Source organism: Pseudomonas sp. UBA5706 (assembly GCF_002419965.1).
Lineage (GTDB): Bacteria > Pseudomonadota > Gammaproteobacteria > Pseudomonadales > Pseudomonadaceae > Aquipseudomonas.
The window spans coordinates 22463-42383 of record NZ_DIHC01000009.1 but is presented as its reverse complement, the minus strand read 5'-3'; the positions used below and the strand labels follow the sequence as shown (position 1 = coordinate 42383).

The window sequence follows — 19921 nt, the reverse complement described above, 5'->3', positions numbered from 1 at the left end:
CGCAGATTCCTCAGTATCCAGAGGGGCTCGCCTTCCAGCCTCAGCCCGCTCGCGCGAGTTTGTGCTCGCTCGCGCTGACCTGGAACTGCCCCACCAGTTTTTGCAGTTTGTTGGCGTTGAGCCGTACATTCTCGGCGCTGCTCTGCAACACACCGACGGTCTGTTGCATTTCTACCGAGGCCACGTCTACCCGCTCGATGGTTCGTCCGTAATCTCTGCTGCGCTCGCTCAGCTTGTCGATGATGCCGATCATGCTCTCGACTTCCCGATGCAGCTGGGCGTTTTGCGAAGCGGTATCGACGCTGGTGCGCAGATGATTGTCGACGTCCTGCACGCCGTTTTCCATGAAGGCCACCGCTTGCTGCGTTTCGCCCTGCAGCCCCTCCACCATCTGCCGGATGTCTTCGGCGGCGCGGGCGGTGCGCACGGCCAGCGACCGCACTTCGTCGGCGACCACGGCAAAACCGCGACCATGTTCCCCGGCGCGCGCGGCCTCTATCGCCGCGTTGAGCGCCAACAGGTTGGTCTGATTGGTAATGTTGGTGATCAGGCCGACAATGGTGCTGATCTGCGCCATTTTCGCATCCAGTGACTGCACGCTGGAGGCCGATCGTTCCACGACGTCCCGAATCGACTGAGTCCCGATGCGGGCATTCTCGAACTGCTCGCGAGCCCGGGAAACCACGTCATCCAGGGCCCGCTTCATCTGTTCGGCGGTGCAGGAAGCCTGTTGGATTTCTCCCAGTTGACCTTCGACGATCACCATCATGCGGTTGACTGCCTCGGTGACTTGCGCCGACGTCATGCCCGCTTCGTGACTGCTGCCGAGCATCAGCTCGTTGGTCTTGCCCATGGTTCTCGAAGCGTGGATCACCTGGCCCACGACCGCGTCCAAGTTGTCGATGAAGCTGTTGATCCAGCGGCCCAGATCGCCGGTCTCGTCGTTGACCATGGCGCGAGTGTCCAGACGCTGGCGCAGGTTGCCTTCACCCTCGGCAATGGTACGAATGACTTCGGTCATGCCGCTCATGCGTTCGGCCAGACGCGCCGGGCCCAGCGTCGAAAACAACCAGGCGGTGGCGGCCATGCTCAGCAACTCAATCGTGTCGATGGCCGCCTGGCCGAGGCCGCTGTAATGCTGAATCACGTAATTGCAGGCGTACAGACCGCCCATGGTCCCCAGGTAGGGCTTCATCAGGCCGTAATTCAGCGAACGACGGCGATAAACCTCTTCAAGGTCTGCCTCGCACATCATGCCCCAGCGATCGGGCGAGCCGGGCAGTTGAAACGTCACGCCCTTGCCGACGACCGGTATATGCCGGTAGTCCGAGTACCCTGGATAGGTGACGAACAGGTTGGAGCCGTTGCGAATGGTTTCACGCACGCCGGGGTGCAGCGCCTGGGTTGCCGGGTCGATGAAGCGAAGTTCCAGCTCGGTATGGCGACGAACGCGTACCGCGCCCCACGCTGTGTTCACGCCGGACTTGAGGTTTTCGCCATGGGTGAAGGCATTGTCTTCGAACCGCGAGCGCGAGAGGGCGACGCCCGGCAGCAGCGTCGCATCGAACGTCGAGCGAACCATGAACAGGTAGTTGTCGCCCGATTCAGGATACACATGGCCTGCTTCACGTTGAATCAGATCCCCGAGCACATCGTTGGGCACACGACCGCACAGGCAGCCAGCCACGCGACCCTCGGCAATCAGCGGCTGATAGAACATCAACGTGACTTCATCGTGAAAGCGTGATGTCGACGGGCCGATCTTCAACGTCAACGGATCGCTGTAAGGGCCGTGAAGAAAGCGTTGTTTCAGCCCTTCAGCGAGCGCGCCGGGATTGAGGTCTTGCTGATTGCAGTGCTCGGCGCAGGTCGACGCGCGCACCACGCCTTGTAGATCGACGATGAACAATTCAGTGAAATCTGCAGCTTGTCGACGTTTCTCTTGAAGCTGGCGAGGGTCAATGTGCTCCAGGTCCTTCTCCAGGCTGCTGGCCAGTTCAGCCAGATGATCCCAATATTCCTGCGCCCAGTGCTGCAGCAGGCGTACACGTGTATCGGCAATGGACTCGAAGGTTCTTTCGATCACCGGGTAAAAGGCCCGGTTGAGACGACAGGAACGGCCCATCGCGAATTTTCCGGTCTTGCCAAACCACGGCAGCCAGCGCTTTTCAGCGGGGGAGAGCTGCATCGACTCACTGCGCAGGGTCATTCATTTACCTTCAGGCCAGACATCAAAGAGCCATCAGCAAGGCAAGGACTGCGCCACTGGCGAAGTTGGCCGATGGAAGTGATGCCGTAAAGAAGGTTTGGTCAGGTGTGCGGCCACGGAGTGCGGCCTAGTCTGCGGGATGCAGATGACGGCGGTTGTGGGGTACAGCGCATTTTGCAGGGGCTGACAGGACCGTTTGTCGGCGCGGGGAAGGGCGCCGGAAGGTACGTTTCCATAGACAGATTATTGTTAGGCGCTATGGCCGAAGGAATTTAGAACAGTATGTTTATGCTGCTTGGTGGGGCATAGCAGTTGTTTGTGGTGCGTAATGGTGCGAAAACAGGGTAGGCAAGGAAGAAAATATCCATGAATGTCGCTTTCCCGAAATTCTACCCACTGATTTTTTCTACGTGGCTGGATATCGCACCAAATAAAGGCGGGTGATCCACGTCATTCCCGGCCCGGCCCCCTGGTGGCAATAATAGTCAGCTTGGCTCACCGCGCTGCTTCAAAACGTCGGAAGCGTTTGAGCTGGCGGTGTGTCCCGCGGGCTTGCTACGGTCAGCAAGCCACTCAACAGGGGAATCGGGCCATGCCAGCACAGTACCCTTTGCAACGCCGAATCGAAGATGGACGCCCGTTGCTGATCAATGCGCAGCCTTTGCAGGCAAGCAGCGATGAAGTGTTGCATCGTTACCGCGAGGGCCAATTATGGGCGGTCAGGCACGGCGTCATCACCGCTGAGCTGGATGCCGGCAGTTGGGTCGTTCCCGCCCGCCATATCGGCTGGATTCCACCGGGTCTGGCCCATGCCGTGCGGGTGCATGAAGCTGCACGGGGGATGATGATCCACTTGCGGCCGGACCTGTGCCCTTTGTTTCCCACCGCGCCAACGGTATTCGCTATGACTGCGCTGTCCTGCGCCTTGCTGGAGCGTATCGGTGCCTGGGACAGCGGTGCCGCCGAACTCACCGTCTCGCAACATCGCCAGCTCGACGTGCTATTCGACGAATTGAAGATATCCCCCGCCAGGCCATTGTTCCTGCCCATGCCCAGCAGTCCGCATTTGGTGGGGATGACGCTGAGTATCGTCGCCGACCCCGCCAGCAAACTCAGCCTGGACGATTGGGCCCGGCGCGTGGGGATGTCCCGACGCGGGCTGACCCGGCACTTTCGCGCCGAAACCGGCATGTCACTGATGCAGTGGCGTATCGTCGCACGCATGAAACGCGCGCTGGAGCTGCTGGCCCAGGGTGACAACGTCAGTCGCGTGGCCCAGCGCCTGGGCTATGACAGCGTCAGCACCTTTATCAGTGCCTTCAGCGCGCAATTCGGCGTAACACCCGGCGCGTATGCCTTGTAATGTGACGCAAGTCCGGTTGTCAGCCAGCCGCCCTGAATGCGCCAGCTTTGTTATCCTGCGCGCCTTTGTCGCACCTAACTGCCGTTTTAACTGCCAAATGGGGTCTTCCATGACAGCCATTCTTCGACCACGTCCACAACCGATCGGCCGGGGTGACTACAAAACCCTCGGCCTGGCGGCACTGGGCGGAGCGCTGGAAATCTACGATTTCATCATCTTCGTGTTCTTCGCGCTGACCCTCAGCCAATTGTTCTTTCCGCCGCAGATGCCCGAATGGCTGCGCCTGCTGCAGAGCTTCGGGATCTTCGTTACCGGCTATCTTGCAAGGCCGCTGGGCGGCATCTTCATGGCGCACTTTGCCGACAAATTGGGTCGTAAACGGGTGTTCAGTTTGAGCATCCTGATGATGGCCTTGCCCTGCTTGCTGATCGGGGTGATGCCAACCTACGCTGACATCGGCTACTGGGCGCCTTTGATTCTGCTGGCTCTGCGCATCCTGCAAGGGGCCGCAGTGGGCGGTGAGGTGCCGAGCGCCTGGGTGTTCGTCGCCGAACATGCGCCCAAGGGGCATCGCGGTTATGCGCTTGGGGTCTTGCAGGCAGGGCTGACCTTTGGCTATCTGATCGGCGCCCTGACCGCGACGTGGCTGGCCAAGGTGTTCAGTCATGCCGAGATCCTCGATTTCGCCTGGCGCATTCCGTTTCTACTGGGCGGGGTGTTCGGCGTGATCGGTGTCTGGCTGCGGCGCTGGCTGAGGGAGACGCCAGTATTCATGGCACTCCACGCCCAGCGCGAAGGCAGGGCCGAACTGCCACTGCGCGCGGTCGTGCGTGAACATCGCCAGTCGTTGCTGCCTGCTGCGTTGCTGACCTGCGTGCTGACCTCTGCAGTCGTGACCCTGGTGGTGATCACCCCGACCGTGATGCAACAGCGGTTCGGCATGAGCCCCAGCGATACCTTCGCCCTGAGCAGCATTGGCATCGTTTTCCTGAACCTGGGCTGCGTAGTGGCCGGGATGCTGGTCGACCGCATCGGCGCCTGGCGCGCGGTCGTCCTTTATAGCCTGCTGATGCCGTTGGGCGTGGGCCTGTTGTACGCCAGTCTGGTCATCCAGTGGCTGCCGGTCGGCCTGGCCTACGCGGTGGCCGGGCTGGCGTGTGGCATCGTTGGCGTGGTGCCCTCGGTGATGGTCGGACTGTTCCCGGCGAGCATTCGCGTATCGGGTATTTCCCTGACCTACAACATCAGTTACGCGCTGTGGGCGAGCACCACGCCGCTGGCGCTGATCGCCCTGATGCCGTGGAGTCCGTGGGTGTGCGTCGGGTACTGCATCATCATGGGCGCCGTGGGCCTGTTGACCGCGGTGTTCTTCGGCATGTGCAAGGGTATGCAGGTCGACGACGTGCTGCCTGCACGTTGCAGCGGTTGACCCGGAGGGCGTCGCTGGACGGCGCCCTTGCACCGACCACTGCTCGCCCGGTCGATTGAAAGCACACCGATTGAATCGGACGCCTTCCTGATCTCTGGTCAGTCATTTCCTTCCCTAATGTCAGCGACCTACACGCGCTCAGTGCAGGTCGCAGTTGTCTTTGCATGCCGCAGGCGCAGCGCGCTGACTGTGCGCAATTCATTCAATTGTAACCACTGATTGTATTTGCGAAGTGCTGCGTCTATTGTCGCCGCCTCTACCAATACCCGTTCGATTCATTGCCGAAAGTGCGCTATGTGCGTATGCCGCTTTTATATTCGGTCTAGGTGTCTGTAAGACTTAATCAGGGAATTTTCTCTAAAGCTTGTAGGAATAATCACCGTCGTTGACAGTAATATTAACCTTAATATTAGGCGCGCTGTTTAAGTGTGGAAAACTGAAAATTATGCTCAATAAAACCCGATCTTTGCCGATGGATAGTTTATTGACAGGGCAGGCCGTCAAGAGAGGTCATCACAGGCAATGCAGGTAATAGATCACAAGTGTAAAAGCGCGAGCCGCAGGGTGCCGCAGGAGTGCGAAATGCTGCGGCTGGTGCTTTTGCACGCCACCAGCAAGGACATCTCGCAGCACCTGGGCATCAGCGTTTACACGGCCTGCAACAGTGCTTCAGCACTTCTGGACAAGAACCCAGTGAACAATGGGGCGCAACTCATAGCCTTGCATGTTGCACCGCGGCGCAAGACAAATTCGCAATTACTGCCTGCCTATGACGGGTTGTATCGCTGACTCATATGCGCATAATAGCGGTCCATTTATCTTTATGACTTCGATTTAAGGCGGCACCGGGAAATCTCTTTCCGAGCGTACCCACGTGGGTGCAGGAAAAGTGGCGAATAATAAAAATAACTTCCACAAGGTTATTAGCTGGGCAACATTCAACAAAAAAAGAAGGAACTACTCAATGACTGGATACAACTCAGGCGACCAAGGCTTTGTACCAACAGGCCTACAGACGCACGTCGATCACGGCGTACACCCGGACATGCACCGCTTTCACGAGCTGATCCGTGAGCAGGCCGCTCTTAGCAAAGAGCACCTGTATACCTTGCACAAGCAGTGGTTCGGTCCGCGCGGCATGTTCGCCATGGTCGGCGATGAAATCGAGCAATTGGGCCGACAGGCACCGGTGCTCGATAAGCTCGGAGAAGCCCAACCGCCGCACCGTCTTCTGGAAGTCGAGCAGGCGGTGGCATTCGCCCTGGCGCAGAGCAATCGTCGGGGCGCCGTCGTCAATCCGTTCATGGGCCGCCGACGCGAAGCGTTGTGCTGTGTGGTATTCGACGAATCGGGTCGCTACACGCTGGTTGAACGCTATGCCGCCTACGAGGCAATCCGCCAGAGCGATGCAAACCTGTTCATCAAACTGATCGCCACCACCCGCGGCGTCGTGGAGCGGCGTATTGTCTTCCGCGGGCTGCTGGAGCATTACGACCGGCTATTGCCGATCGAGAAAAGCATTTATCCAGACGGCTATCGCGCCGCGCAGCAGGACCACCTGGATCGCGAGGAACAACTTTACGGGCCACTGACGCTCGACGATGACGTGATGACGTTGCTGGAAAAGATGTCGCCGGTCGAGTTGCTTGAAAGGGTTCAGTGCGTGCCAACTCCGGCGACTTGAACGCACCGCGCCAAATCGCCGTTGCGGTCATCACCGTGCCGGTCGGCGTTGCCGACCTGCACGGTGGTTGGACTATGACCCTCCTTAATGATGCTGATTAGCGTCACGACGATCGAATAGGTTCGCAGCGATTCGGTTTGCGCCTTTTATTGCTCAACACTCTGGGCCATCGCGTCTGTCCCGGTCCCTTTTTGCTGGATCTGTATATAGACGCCGACGCGTCGACTGGATGAAATGCACCACGCCTCACTCGACACCCAATGGGTGGGCAACCTCCGTCAATCCTCGCAGAGACCGCCAATGCCAGAGCTTTCGAACCTTATTGCCTTTGCCGTGATCTCGCTGGGCATGGTCCTGACCCCAGGGCCGAACATGGTCTACGTAATTTCGCGATCCATCTCACAGGGCCGCAAGGCCGGGCTGATCTCGCTCGGGGGCGTGGGCGTCGGATTTCTGTTTTACATGCTTTGCGCCGCATTCGGCATCACCGGGCTGGTCATGGCCGTGCCCTATGCCTACGACACCTTGCGCCTCGCCGGTGCCTTGTACCTGCTGTATCTCGCTTGGCAAGCCGTCAAACCCGGCGGCCGCTCGCCGTTTCAAGTCAAGGACCTGCCCCAGGACAGCAACCGGCAGCTGTTCCTGATGGGCCTGCTGACCAACCTGTTCAACCCCAAAGTCGCGGTGCTCTACCTCTCGTTGCTGCCGCAATTCATCACCGTCGGCAACGGCACTGGCGTACTCAGCCAGTCACTGGTGCTGGGCAGCGTGCAGATCGGCGTCAGCCTGACCGTCAACGCGATGGTGGCGATGGCCGCTGGTTCGATCGCTGTATTTCTGACCACCAAACCCACCTGGGCCAACGTTCAGCGCTGGTTGATGGGCACGGTGTTATTCGGGTTTGCAGTGCGAATGGCGGTGCAAGGGCCTAGGTAAAAGTCGAGGGGCCTTGAACGCGGCGGCGGTTTGGACGGCAGCCGCTGTCAGAAAGGCCGCGTTCCTTACTTGCTCCCTGTCACTCCCTTTACCACCGCAGCGTGCACTTTGGCATCCTTGTCCAGGGAGATCACGTTGATCATTGCCAGGCGAGCGCCGGAGGCGGCGGTGACGGTGGTGCTCAGTACCTTGCCGCCGTCGACGCTACCGGACACATCCAGCTGACGTATTCCGAGGCCTTTTCTGACGATCTTTTTCTCGCCGAGTTTCTTGAAGTCCTTATAGCTGGACTGCTGTTGAACGAGGGTCTCGGCGACGATGTTATCCAGCGTCTCGGTGTCATTGGCCGGAACTGTCTTGCCGTCGGGCAGCGGGGTTTCAGTGATGATCACCACGCGCTTGGCGGCTTTATTCATGTACAGCGAGCCCGTAACGCCTGCGGCTTTTGCTTTTTCGTCGATCTCTTCCATTGGCCCTTTGACATAGTCCTTGGGCAGCGTGAAAACGAATGTGCCGCCGAGCATAGAGACTTTCTGACCGATCACTTTGGCAGGCGCCGGTTTGGAATGCCGGGAAGATTTGGCAGCGTGGGCGGTTTTGGTTGATTTGGCAGGGTGCTTGGTTTCAGCAGCGGCGTGCGCAGCGCTTGTACCGAGGCAGACCAGCAGTGCTGAGCACATCACAGCGGTTTTCAAACTGAACAAGCGCATTCCTACCTCTTCAAATGCTGATTCCTACAGAAGGTTGGCATTTTGCCTGAGCGATGTGATGTGTAGATAGCACCTGCCTCCTATTCAGACTCAACGCGCCTTTGTAGCTGCCCGGCCGGATAGCGGCGGCTTGCGCTTTCAAATTCGTACCGCGCTGTAAAACGTGCTGTGGCAGGCCGGTATTGTTTTGCTCTCGTATTAAAGAGGTTCTGGTTATTAATGCGTTTGTTCTTTTCAGGCAAAAAAAAGCCGCTAGGGAAAGCGGCTGAAGTTTGGAGCTTTGGGGCCCCACGTCGGGAGCAACGACGCGGAGAGTTACAACAACGGAAACACAACAAAGAAACGACAGAATTAAAGCGACTCACAGATCAGGTGTGCTTGGCGTTCTCCATTTGAGGGCTATAGGTCGAGGCTTGCTGGGTCTTTTCCTGCTCCCTGGCCTTGGCGGCGATGGCTTGCTCATGCTGTACGAAGTTCGCCTGCAGGGCTTGATTGCGAGCCACGAACGCGGGCGACTCTTCTGCCATCGCAAACGGTGTCGTCAATAGGGAGGCGAGAACAAGAGCGCTGGCAATACCGATGGATTTGAACATCTGAAAATAAACCTTCTTGCGTGTGCAAGTTCGATTAGGTGGGGGCACTGTAAGAATCCAGCGCCCCAGGATCAAATGAAACCCGAGTAAATAATCTTTAGGAAAATGTTATGTCTGAAGGGGGGATTATTTAGCCTAACAACCGTTTGCAACGTCTTTTTGCCAGGCTCTGGCGACCGTCTCGCAGCAGTCACAGGCATGTTGCTGGAAAAGCATCAGCTCGCACCTGCAATCCTTGCGGTCATCAATGGTTATCTGCAAGAAAAAGGCCTGTCGCGGCGTCAGGGCACTATCGTCGACGCCACCATATTCATGCCCCCAGCTCGACCAAGAACGAAGAAGGCAAGCGCGATCCCGCATTGCATCAGACCAAGAAAGGCAACCAGTATCTTTTCGGTATGAAGGCGCACATTGGCGCTGATGTCGATTCCGGCCTGGTTCACCATGTCCACGGCACAACCGCCGATGTGGCCGATGTCACACAGGTTGCCGAGCTGTTACACGGCGAAGAAAATGCGGTGTATGCGGACGCTGGATACACCGGTGTCGAGAAGCGGGAAGAGCATGAAATCGTGAGGTGATCTGGGAAATCGCGGCGCGCCGCAGCAGCTATTCCAAGTGGAATAAACGCAGCGTGCTATACAAGGCAAAGCGCCAGATTGAGTACTGCAAAGCGCAGACACGGGTCAAGGTCGACAGCTGATGGGTATGGGCGAGTTGGGCGCTTAACACGCAGAGCCGGACGAAAAAAGCCTTTGGCGCACACTGCATCAGGCCGTTTTCAGCAGTAGCGCTGGGTGCAGAGCACATTACGATTTGCCGCCGCTGCGCAGCAAGTTGATCGGAGCATCCCTAGGCATCCCAATTCATGTGCCAGATCCGGCCTGAGCTCTATTCTGACTCGACTCCCAACGTCAAACATCGGCTCGAAGCCGAGAACCTGTCGCATCACCCGGACGCCATCACAGAGCGTAACCAGACGCATGACTTTGAATTGTTCTGCCGCAAGCGTTGCGAGCCAACGATTTGTCCAAACCTGAGCCCGGCAACGCTCCCGGAGGGGGCGCAAACGTTGCAACGTAAACCCTGCCGGGCAGTGTGTGAACGTTTGTTCGGGGAGGGGTTGAATCGGCTTTGCGTATGCGTGGTGACGCAGCATGTTGCTTCACAACCTGACGCGTCATTGGATCGCTGTCAGGCTGGCCGCATGCTGCCGAAATTTCAGCGCGTCAGTTGTTTGATGCCCAGAAAGATGATGAGAGCGCCGCAAACGCGGTCCATGTGTTTTTTCTGCTTTGCATAGGCACCTGCGATAGGGGGGTGAGACAGCACAATGGCCACGGTACCGTACCAAAGCGACGCCACGATGCCCACCATCGCCAGCATGGCGATGAAGGTTGCGACATCGACGTGAGCAGGCGCTGATGTAGAGAAAATCGCCGCATAGAACGCGACGGATTTGGGATTGGCGATATTGGTCGCGATCCCTTGGGTAAAGGCGCCTTTGAGTGTGATGGTTTGATGATGTCCAGATTTGATCGTTGGCGTTTTCCCGGACGCAATGATGAGTCGGGCACCGAACCAAATGAGGTAACCGGCTCCGAGGCATTTTACGATCACTGTCAGCCAGGGCAGCCACGTGAAGACCGCGCCGATCCCGAGGATGGCGCAAGTTGCCCAGAACAGATTGACGAGGACGATGCCAGCCACCAGCACCAACGCATGGAGCGTCGTCGTGGAGACGGCTTTGTGCGCAACCGCCACAAAATTCGGACCCGGGATTACCACACCTGCGCAGTACACCGAGAAAACTGCGAAGACAGCAGGCCAGTTAACCATTGAATCGCTCCTTGGGGAGAAGATCAGGGGACACCCATGGCTTATTGCCGAGCTCTGCCAGATAGCATACGGCGGTGATGGCTTGAACCTGACGAGTGATCGGATGGAGCTCATCGTGAGAATGCAGTTCGCGCAGCGTGCGCAATATAAGATTGCCCGCTTCGAGCGCACTGGCGCAAACCCGCTGAGCGTTGGAGCACACATTCGCTGTGCTGGAAGACTCAAGTGGTGCGTGCTTCAGAATGTCGCGAAGAGCCAGTTCCTGTGAGAGCAAAAGTGCATCGATGTGAGCGAGGCAGGCTTGCATTCTCGTTCCATCGCGTTGAGAAGAACGCAGTCTAGGGTCGTGGATGCCGGACAGCGTTTTCACGTAGGAGAACAACCGATCTGTCATGCCGCTAAGCAATGACGAAACCCATAGCAGGACAATATAAGCGTCAACCGGGGAGCGTTCGGCGTACGTAGCGAGCGTCAAGCCTTTGGTAGCAAAACGCTTTAGTTGAATAGCTGAAAACGCCGTAGGTTCATCGATCTGAAGCGCAACCAAGTCCTGCACGTCCTCTTTGCGTATTGTGAGGACGACAGGGACACCGGTGTCCGCCTCGTCGATGTATAGATATCGATCGGTTTTGCAGCGGCCTTCCGCTTCAACGAGCGGGGCGTTCACCATAAAGAGCGAATCGGTGTCCAGCGCCTGGGTCTGCGTGAGTGCATCCTTGGAGGGCCACATCAGCACGGCCTCTCGGTCGAACTCGATGACCTGGGAAGAATTCAACCTCCGGGCAAGCTGATCCAGCAAATGTGCCAGCGCCGTGCCACTGCGCCGTTGGGCCATTTTTCGGATAGTTTGGGCGGTGTCTGATATCGCATCCCAGTCGGACTGAATCGATGAGCAGGGTTCATCTTTATTGTCCAGTCGCAACGTCGTCAGCAGCGCAATTGTGGTGTCGATGTGGCGACGAGGCAGGTTAAATGTGACGCTGTCAAACGCCTGGGACATCGCTTGCGGGCTTAAAAAGTAGTTCTTCATTGAACTTTGGCTCTTCCATTGAAAGAAATGACGCTACCTAGCTTTAGGGCATCAGGCAAAGACTGTTACCTTCTTTGCTTATGCCTGAGTTTTAACTGCAAGTCTTCAAGCCAGCCGCGTCAATGCGACGCCGCGAAAAGCCCCCGCCAATATCCGTAAACTTTCACGCGTGCGAGCGTCCATCCAGCGCGAATACATCACCATCTCGACATTAGGCAGAGGTGGTAATTGAAAAAGCTCCCCAACGTCGATCAATCGAGCCGCCGCCAGTCTCACTGGTAAAGGTGCGACGCCAATGCCAGCGGCGGCGGCATATAGCGCAGTAGACACTCCGCCGCCAATGAAACTGTCCAGCCAAGCAATGTTTTCCTGAGCGAGCAGTCGAATGGCGTTGCCGCGAATCCCGCACGCATCGTCCACCGTCACAAGAGGCATTGGGTCGGCCCGTGTACGCATCGAGAGGTCGGCGAACCAACCATATCGATCTTCGAACAACAGCTCCGCGTCTCGGCGATGCTTTTCGCTTCGAACGATAGCGACATCGAGTTCCTCCCGGTCGTACTCGGCGAGCAGCTCATGGGATGCGCCCACTCTGACGCTGATCACCAAGCCCGGATCGTATGTTTTGATCTTGTCCAGAACGCCTGGCAGCTCTGGACCTGCAACGTGATCGCTTATCCCCAGCCGCAGCTTTCTGGAAGTGTGCTCTACCTCTGCGAGTGCCAGTTGTTGGGCCGCCAGGAGAGTACGCGCCCGTGGAAGAAAAGCTTCTCCATCAGGGGAAAGCTGTATCGAGCGCGGGGTTCGATTCAGCAGACGCCGATTGAGCGCTTTCTCCAGCCGGGAGACTTTCAAGCTGATTGCGGCCTGCGTTACACCAATGGCCTCTGCTGCCTGCGTGAAGCTGCGCAGATCGTGCGTGAGGACGAACGCTTCTACGGTCGAGAGATCTAGATGCATAATAGATAGATAACCATTGGTTATTTTTGAAATAGGCTAGCATAAATTTACAACAATCTTGTCGATTGCCATCATCTTTCACGGCTGGTCCATCAAAGGGCCGGAATCAAAGGGAGTGGCTGCGATGGATTATCTGAACGCGCTGGATTTGAAGCAAAGCCTGGTTACACATTTGCATCACCCAAAACCGCATTCGCTCAACATCCTCCTTACCAACATCTCGTCCGACTCACATACCTGGAACCTGGTGTTCATGCAGTTGCTGCTTGAGTTCATGGGGCATGAAGTCGTGAATTTAGGCGCTTGCTGCCCCGATGAACTGATCATTGAACGCTGTGGCAGCGAGCAATTCGACCTGCTGGTCGTCAGCACCGTCAACGGGCACGGCAATATCGATGGAGAGCGCTTGATTCGCAAACTGCGTGCCCGGCCAGATGTGCATCAGCTCACTGCAGTCATTGGCGGCAAATTAGGCATTCATGGCGTGGCTGATGACAGTCACTCGCAGCGGTTACTGGACGCAGGCTTCAACGCTGTCTTCAACGCGGCGTCATCGCTCCTGGAATTTCAAAACTTCGTCAAAACTATTAGTGCCCGGCCAGCGTTGTTGTCATCCCTGCCGTGGGGCCTAGGGGTGGCTGTATGAAGTTCAGTCAATTCATACAGGCAGCAGAGCGGGCGGGGCGTCTCGTCGTTCAGCCTCGAATGGGGTTCGCGGATTTGGCCAGCATGCGTCAGGGGCTGGAAGCGGTGAGCCACTGCGATGCGCTGGCGGTCGGCACGATCACGCTCGACAGCTATACCCGTGTGGGTGATCACGCATCGGCACGTCAGGCGTTGAGTAACGGCCAGCACCTCAACGGCTTTCCTATCGTGGCTCACGGCGCTGATGCCACCCGTGCGATGCTCGAAACGCTGCGCAACGGTATGCCGATCCAGGTTCGCCACGGTTCGGCGCAGCCGCAGGACATTTTTTCAGTACTACGGGCAAGCGGAGCCGATGCCACCGAGGGAGGTCCGGTTTCGTATTGCCTGCCCTACGGCCGTGTGCCGCTGGACGACGCCATCAGGGCTTGGCAACAGTCCTGTCAGATCATCGCGGCGCCCAAAGGGTCCCCCGATGCCATCCATCTCGAAAGCTTTGGCGGCTGCATGCTCGGGCAGCTATGTCCGCCCGGTTTGCTGATTGCGATTTCCATTTTGGAGGGGATGTTTTTTATCGAGCAGGGCGTCTTTGATCTTTCCCTGAGCTATGCCCAGCAGACGAATCAGGATCAGGACATCGCCGCGCTTAAGGTATTGAGACAGCTAGCCAGACGCTTTCTGGGCCAGGCGGATTGGCACATTGTGCTTTACACCTACATGGGTGTGTTTCCACGCACCTACGGCGGTGCTCAGGATTTGCTCGCACAAAGCGTGGGGCTGGCCTTCCACGGTCACGCACAACGGCTGATCGTGAAGACCACTGCCGAAGCGCATCGTATTCCGACCGTGGCTGAAAATATTCAGGCTCTGGAGTTTGCGTCGCAGACCTGGGATCAACAGCGGGCCGCTTCATCGCAATTCGACTGCCAGGATTCCCTGCAAGCCGAAATCCATAACGAAGCACTGGCGTTGATCGACGCAGTGCTCAACAGCGGCCCCGATCTTGGATCGGCGTTGGCGGCGGCATTCTCAAAAGGGTATCTGGACATCCCGTTCTGCCTGCATGCCAATAACCTAGGCAAGTCACGTAGCTATATCGACCCTGAGGGTCTACTCCGCTGGCATGCCACCGGGGCAATGCCAATCAAACCCCGCCCCGTTTCGGGCGGCAGCCTCAAGCTCAATCCCTATGAGTTTCTCAACATGCTTTCGTTTGTCGAATCCCGTTTCGACCAAACTCATTTGCCTACCGACTCTGCTGCGGTCCAAGCGCCGGCAGCTCCGAAGGATGCCAAGAGAATCGTCATCGTTGGTTCCGGCCCTCGTGCTATTGCGATACTGGAGCGGCTCGCTCTGGAGCTTGAAGAGCATCCGCCTTCAGCCGCATTGAATATTACGGTCGTAGACGCCGTCGAACCGGGTGCGGGTCGGGTGTGGCGCACTGACCAATCCCCACTGTTGCTGATGAACACCATCACGTCGCAGATCACGCTCTATTCCGGCCCGTTGCAGCAGGGACCCTGGCGGCCAGGAGCGGGACCAACGCTGCATCAATGGTTACAACTGCACAGCGACGAGCAACTAAGCCGTCTGGGCCCCAACGGTTACGCGCCTCGGCAAGCCTATGGGCAGTATTTGCGCTCGTGCTTCTCGGTCATCGTTGCCAGCCTCGAACAGCACGCCACTGTGAGCGTGCTGAAAAACGAAGTCACGGCCATGGAGCTCGAGCCAGAAGGGCTTCGGTTGCGGCTGGCTGACGGCACGCAATGGGCGGGGGTTGATTCCGTGATCCTGGCGACCGGCCATGCCAAGGTGCCGCAACCCGCGGCGACATCACAGAATCCGGGCTGTCGTTACATCGCCGGAGACTGCGCAGCGGATATGCCGCTGGGGCAAATATCGGCTGGGCAGACGGTGGCGATCATTGGCATGGGGTTGGGTTTTTACGACTTGCTGGGTGAGCTGACTGTGGGACGTGGTGGCCAATTCGTGCACACTGAGGGCGGTTTAAAGTATCTGCCGTCGGGCCATGAACCCCGGATCGTCGCAGGCACTCGCAGCGGCATGCCTATCCTGGCGCGTGCGACGAATCAGAAGCCTGCCGGGACCACCTATCAGGCGACCTTCATGACCGCCCGCGCCATTGAGCGGGCGAGGGTGCAGACAGAAAAGGCCACTGGCAGCCGAGCTCTGGCATTCAACGCTGAAGTTCTGCCGTTGATTCAAGCGGAAATGGATCAGGTGTATTACGCCACGGCCCTGCGTAATCGCAGAGGCGACGCGGCCGCCGAACGTTTTGTGCTCGACCATGCGCGTGAACGTGAGCCGTCGAAGCCCATCGCTGCTGCATTACTGAAGGCGTATGAGCTGACTGATTTGCCACCGCTGGATTTGCAGCAGTTGGCCCGACCCTTCGGACGTCGAATGTTCGATAGCCATGAGGCGTTCGAACGAGAGCTGATTGAACTGCTTTTGCAGGATGTCGTCGAGGCAAGCAAAGGGAACCTCCACAGCCCGGTCAAAGCTGCGCTCGATGTGCTTCGGGATGTGCGCGATACGATCCGCCAGACCGTTGAGTTTGATGGCCTGACGGCTGACTCCCGGACGCAGGATTTTCTCGGCGATTTTGCCCCGGCTTGCGCGCTCGTATCAGCGGGCCCTCCGCTGTTTCGTACCCAGCAGCTCCTGGCACTGCTGGACGCCGCAGTCATCACAGTCATGGGACCGCACGTTAGCTTCGACCCTCATGAGCACGGCGAGGGGTATCAGGTGCATTGCGCTCAGGTTCCCGGCTATCGCCGACATGCCGATTGGCTGATCGACAGCCGTATGCGAACTCCCTTGGTGGAAACCGACGGTTCGCCGCTTTTCAAGCAACTGATGCGTGATGGCTACATCACCCCTCATCGCCATTCTGCGACTGCTGATGTTGGCGAAGGCCTGGCCACGGATCGACAGACGTTTGCCGTTCTCGACGCATCGGGAAAAACACTCCCTGGCGTCTGGGCGATTGGCATACCGACCGAAGGTGCGCGTTGGTTTACCCAAGTCGGCAGCGCAACGCCTGGCGTGCTCTCAAGGTTCACCAAAGACGCGACAAGCGTCGCACGGCAAGCGCTCGCTCACGTCTGGACGACGCAGTCATCCACCACCAATCAATTCAGCCTTGAGAAATCCCTATGAACGCCCCGTCCCCGATTGCTCGACGTTCTGAAGCCGGTGAATTGTTTGCGGCTTCGCGTGACAGTCTTTTTAACGCCTGCGCAATGGATCCCCACGAGGTATTGGCAGCATTTCAATGGCCGGTACTGAGTCATTTCAACTGGGCACTGGACTGGTTCGACAGTCTTGCCGGGCGTCATGAGCCAGCATTGGTGCTGATACGTGATCAGCACGATGAAACGATCAGTTATGCACAACTGATCAGCCGCTCTAACCAGGTCGCCAACTGGCTCGCCTCGCTTGGGGTCAAACGCGGCGAACGATTGATGGTGCTATTGCCCAATGGTGAAGAACTGTATGCCCTGTTGCTCGGTGCCATCAAACTCGGTCTGGTGATCATTCCAGGGTACGTGTCGCTGACGGGCGATAACCTTCGTGATCGTCTGGCGCGCAGCGAGGCAAGTGTCGTGGTCGCGGCTGGCGGGGTCGTCTCGAACATCCCGGCGCTCGAAACCGTGCGGTTACGCATTGCCGTCGCCAATCCTTCCAAGAAAGGCTGGATTCCCTTCGACGATCACCTGCATCACTCGACGACGTTCCTCCCCCGCCAGCCGACCTCCGTGAATGAACCGCTATTCGGCTACTTCACCTCAGGGACAACATCTGCCCCCAAGCTGGTATTGCACACTCACCAGAGTTATCCGGTAGGGCATCTGTCCAGCGTGCACTGGAACGGCATTCGTCCGGGCGATGTACATCTGAATGTCTCCGCACCGGGCTGGGCGAAGCACTCATGGAGTTCCTTTTTCGTCCCCTGGACCTGTGAAGCGACCATCGTCAGCCTGCAGGAAAACCAGACGTCGCCCAACGATTTATTGGCTACATTGCAGCGGTTGAACGTTTCTACGTTTTGCGCTCCGCCTACGGTGTGGCGCGCCTTGCTGCTGCACGGCATTGGCCCTCGGCCGACAGCCCTGCGTGAAATCGTCAGTGCTGGCGAGCCGCTGGACGCGAGCCTGATCGGGGCGGTGCGGGAGGCATGGGGTTTAAATCTGCGCAACGGATACGGTCAGTCCGAAGCCACCGCCATCGTCGGATTTGCGCCCAATGACCCTTACCACGCGGGGGCGCTGGGCTATCCGTTGCCCGGCTATCAGGTGCAATTGCTGAATCAGGATTCCGATTTGCCGGACGACGAAGGTGAAATCTGCCTGCCACTGGATTCGAATCGGCCATTAGGCTTGATGCTGGGTTACGACCAAGATCCTCTGCGCTCCGAAAAAGCCCTGGGCGGCCATTTTTATCGCACAGGTGATATTGCCCGGCGTGATAGTCACGGTTGTCTATGGTATCTGGGTCGCACCGACGATCAATTCAAGTCGTTCGACTACCGCATCTCCCCGGTAGAGCTTGAAAGTGCGTTATTGCAGCACAACAGCATCGAGCAAGCAGCGGTGGTGCCTTTTCCGGACCCTGTGGGCTTGCACGTGCCCAAGGCGTTCGTCGTGTTGCATCCCGACCATACGGCCGATGCCCAATGGGCCGAAAATGTGTTTGCCCACCTCAATCAAAAGCTGCCTGCGGAATTGGCAATCAGACATATCGCTGTTGTCGAGCAACTGCCCAAAACCGTGACCGGCAAAGTCACCCGTGCTCAATTGCGTCAGAACGCGCCTGACTCAATCGCCCAGTATCGCCTTGAGGATATGGGGGCTGCGCTCCAAGCGGCTGCAGTCGGCTGGCCGCAGCTGTTCGAGGGCGATACACGAGGCGTCGTACAGCCGCGAGTGCTCAGCCTGCAAAAAATGGGCAGCCCGGACCGCGCCGGGATCTGGTCACACACACTTTATCGCGTCGGTGATGAAGGGTCTGTCGCAGCGTTAGTGCATTACGAACCAGGCGCTCGCGCCAACGCGCATCAGCACCCCGGACACGAACTCATCTACGTGCTCGACGGCGAGCTGCGGACCGGCGACCAGATTCACCGAAAAAACTCACTGCTGGTACTCGGACCAGGTAGTCAGCACGCACCTTTCAGTGAGAAAGGCGCGTCCTTGCTGGTGATCTGGGAGCGCCCCGTGACATCGATTCAGAACCATAAGGAAGTGTTCGCATGAGACAGATCAAGACCACCACGCTGGGCAATATCGGCGAAGACATGAATCGCCACCGTTGGGTCGTCCTGGCAGTAGGCGTCGCCGCTCAGGCGAGTTTTTCAATGGGCTTTCAGGGCATTCCGGCCACCGGGCCGCTTTTGCAGGACGCGTATCACCTGACGCTGGATCAGCTCGGATTCGTGTTGGGCGCGATTGCGCTAGGCATCGCTGCGTCAGAAGTCGTCTGGGGGCTGTTGACCGACAGACTGGGCGACCGCTTCGTACTGCTGACCGGCCTGCTCAGCACCAGCCTGATTTTCGCGTTGTTGGCCATGTTCGGCGCGCCACGTATCGATTCCACACCGGGCGTGTGGTTGCTGGGCAGTGGACTGCTGGCGCTGGGTATTCTGGGAGGCAGCATCAACGGCTCAAGCGGGAAGGCCGTGATGTCCTGGTTTCAGGATGGGGAACGGGGCTTCGCCATGAGCATACGCCAGACCGCTGTTCCCGTAGGCGGGGGCATCGGCGCGGCGATCCTGCCCTGGATCGCGCTGCACGCAGGTTTCATCAGTGTTTTTACGACGCTGGCGCTGACCAGTTTGCTGGCAGCGGCTGCGGCCTGCCTTTGGTTGACGCCGGCCCCTGTGCAACCGCCGCTCAAGAACGTCGCGACCGGCCCTGTCGCCAGCACGTTGGCAGACGCGAACATCTGGCGGTTGTTCCTGGCCAGCGGCCTGCTGACCGTTCCGCAGTTCGCCGTGCTGACGTTTTCTGCGATTTACCTCATCAGTGAGTACCACCTGGGCATCGCCATCACATCGGCGGTGATTTTTGCTGTGCAAGTGCTCGGCGCAATCGCGCGGGTCTGGAGTGGGCGTTGGACTGATAGACGCAAGAACCGGCGTGCGTTCGTTCGAGCCATTGCCATTTTGGCCGCCGGCGCGTTGTTGTTACTGCAATTGAACATCGCCACCATCGACATTCCGTTACTGAGTGTCGTGCTGCTGATCGCTGCCGGCGTATTTGGCTCGGCCTGGCATGGCGTCGCCTACACCGAAATAGCCGTGATGGCTGGCGCATCGCGGGTGGGCACGGCCCTGGGTATCGAAAATACCGCCGTGTTTGCCGCGGCTTTCGCGACGCCAGCACTGATTCCCTTGCTCTTGCGGTATTGCTCGTGGGCAGACGTCTGGGGCGGCATCGCTCTGCTGTGCCTGATGGCCGCAGCCATCACTCCGAAACTCAAGTCGTGAGTTGTCTCGGCA

15 protein-coding genes and 1 pseudogene are annotated in these 19921 nt (G+C 58.1%); 10 read left to right on the top strand and 6 right to left on the bottom strand.

Going from position 1 to position 19921, the window contains the following annotated elements:
* Positions 1–40 precede the first annotated feature (40 nt).
* On the bottom strand, positions 41–706 hold the full coding sequence (locus B3I26_RS28830) for a methyl-accepting chemotaxis protein (protein ID WP_409522059.1): 666 nt from the start codon (positions 704–706) through the stop codon (positions 41–43).
* Between the two features lie 2095 nt (positions 707–2801).
* Between B3I26_RS28830 and B3I26_RS04895 the strand changes: the two genes are divergently transcribed.
* The 5 genes from B3I26_RS04895 to B3I26_RS04875 all read left to right on the top strand — a co-directional run bounded on the left by B3I26_RS04895 (position 2802) and on the right by B3I26_RS04875 (position 7621).
* Positions 2802–3572, top strand: a complete 771-nt coding sequence (locus tag B3I26_RS04895) for a helix-turn-helix transcriptional regulator (protein ID WP_296255678.1) — start codon at positions 2802–2804, stop codon at positions 3570–3572.
* A gap of 109 nt (positions 3573–3681) precedes the next feature.
* On the top strand, positions 3682–5001 hold the full coding sequence (locus tag B3I26_RS04890) for an MFS transporter (protein WP_296255676.1): 1320 nt from the start codon (positions 3682–3684) through the stop codon (positions 4999–5001).
* A gap of 582 nt (positions 5002–5583) precedes the next feature.
* Positions 5584–5790 (top strand): hypothetical protein, encoded by a 207-nt coding sequence (locus B3I26_RS04885; RefSeq protein WP_296255674.1) that lies wholly within the window; start codon positions 5584–5586, stop codon positions 5788–5790.
* 175 nt (positions 5791–5965) lie between these two features.
* Positions 5966–6685 carry a hypothetical protein gene (locus tag B3I26_RS04880; protein WP_296255672.1) on the top strand — a complete coding sequence of 240 codons (720 nt, stop codon included), beginning with the start codon at positions 5966–5968 and terminating at the stop codon, positions 6683–6685.
* A 300-nt stretch (positions 6686–6985) separates the two neighbouring features.
* Positions 6986–7621: a LysE family translocator gene (locus B3I26_RS04875; RefSeq protein WP_296255670.1), complete on the top strand. Its 636-nt coding sequence runs from the start codon at positions 6986–6988 to the stop codon at positions 7619–7621.
* A gap of 65 nt (positions 7622–7686) precedes the next feature.
* Here B3I26_RS04875 and B3I26_RS04870 read toward each other — a convergent pair whose 3' ends face one another.
* Positions 7687–8331, bottom strand: coding sequence for a polyribonucleotide nucleotidyltransferase (locus B3I26_RS04870; protein WP_296255668.1), 645 nt, complete (start codon positions 8329–8331; stop codon positions 7687–7689).
* A 368-nt stretch (positions 8332–8699) separates the two neighbouring features.
* Positions 8700–8924, bottom strand: coding sequence for a hypothetical protein (locus tag B3I26_RS04865; protein WP_296255667.1), 225 nt, complete (start codon positions 8922–8924; stop codon positions 8700–8702).
* Between the two features lie 201 nt (positions 8925–9125).
* Here B3I26_RS04865 and B3I26_RS04860 point away from each other — a divergent pair.
* Positions 9126–9621: pseudogene (locus B3I26_RS04860) on the top strand (IS5 family transposase); the annotation flags it as partial.
* Positions 9622–10145: 524 nt separating this feature from the next.
* Here the strand turns inward: B3I26_RS04860 and B3I26_RS04855 are convergent.
* The 3 genes from B3I26_RS04855 to B3I26_RS04845 all read right to left on the bottom strand — a co-directional run bounded on the left by B3I26_RS04855 (position 10146) and on the right by B3I26_RS04845 (position 12753).
* Complete coding sequence (locus tag B3I26_RS04855) at positions 10146–10763, bottom strand: LysE family translocator (RefSeq protein WP_296255665.1); 618 nt, start codon at positions 10761–10763, stop codon at positions 10146–10148.
* Positions 10756–11793, bottom strand: a complete 1038-nt coding sequence (locus B3I26_RS04850; RefSeq protein WP_296255663.1) for a hypothetical protein — start codon at positions 11791–11793, stop codon at positions 10756–10758. The genes B3I26_RS04855 and B3I26_RS04850 overlap by 8 nt, the downstream gene beginning before the upstream one ends.
* Positions 11794–11898: 105 nt before the next feature.
* Positions 11899–12753 carry a LysR family transcriptional regulator gene (locus B3I26_RS04845; protein ID WP_296255661.1) on the bottom strand — a complete coding sequence of 285 codons (855 nt, stop codon included), beginning with the start codon at positions 12751–12753 and terminating at the stop codon, positions 11899–11901.
* Between the two features lie 124 nt (positions 12754–12877).
* On the opposite strand from B3I26_RS04845, the gene B3I26_RS04840 reads away from it, so the two are divergent.
* The 4 genes from B3I26_RS04840 to B3I26_RS04825 are packed head-to-tail and all read left to right on the top strand — an operon-like array spanning position 12878 to position 19909.
* Entirely contained in the window at positions 12878–13399 is a 522-nt protein-coding gene (locus B3I26_RS04840; protein ID WP_296255660.1) for a cobalamin B12-binding domain-containing protein, read from the top strand.
* Positions 13396–16581, top strand: coding sequence for an FAD/NAD(P)-binding protein (locus tag B3I26_RS04835; RefSeq protein WP_296255658.1), 3186 nt, complete (start codon positions 13396–13398; stop codon positions 16579–16581). Before B3I26_RS04840 ends, B3I26_RS04835 begins: the two co-directional genes overlap by 4 nt.
* Positions 16578–18677, top strand: coding sequence for an AMP-binding protein (locus tag B3I26_RS04830; RefSeq protein WP_296255655.1), 2100 nt, complete (start codon positions 16578–16580; stop codon positions 18675–18677). The genes B3I26_RS04835 and B3I26_RS04830 overlap by 4 nt, the downstream gene beginning before the upstream one ends.
* Positions 18674–19909 carry an MFS transporter gene (locus B3I26_RS04825; protein ID WP_296255654.1) on the top strand — a complete coding sequence of 412 codons (1236 nt, stop codon included), beginning with the start codon at positions 18674–18676 and terminating at the stop codon, positions 19907–19909. Before B3I26_RS04830 ends, B3I26_RS04825 begins: the two co-directional genes overlap by 4 nt.
* The last annotated feature ends 12 nt before the right edge of the window (positions 19910–19921 follow it).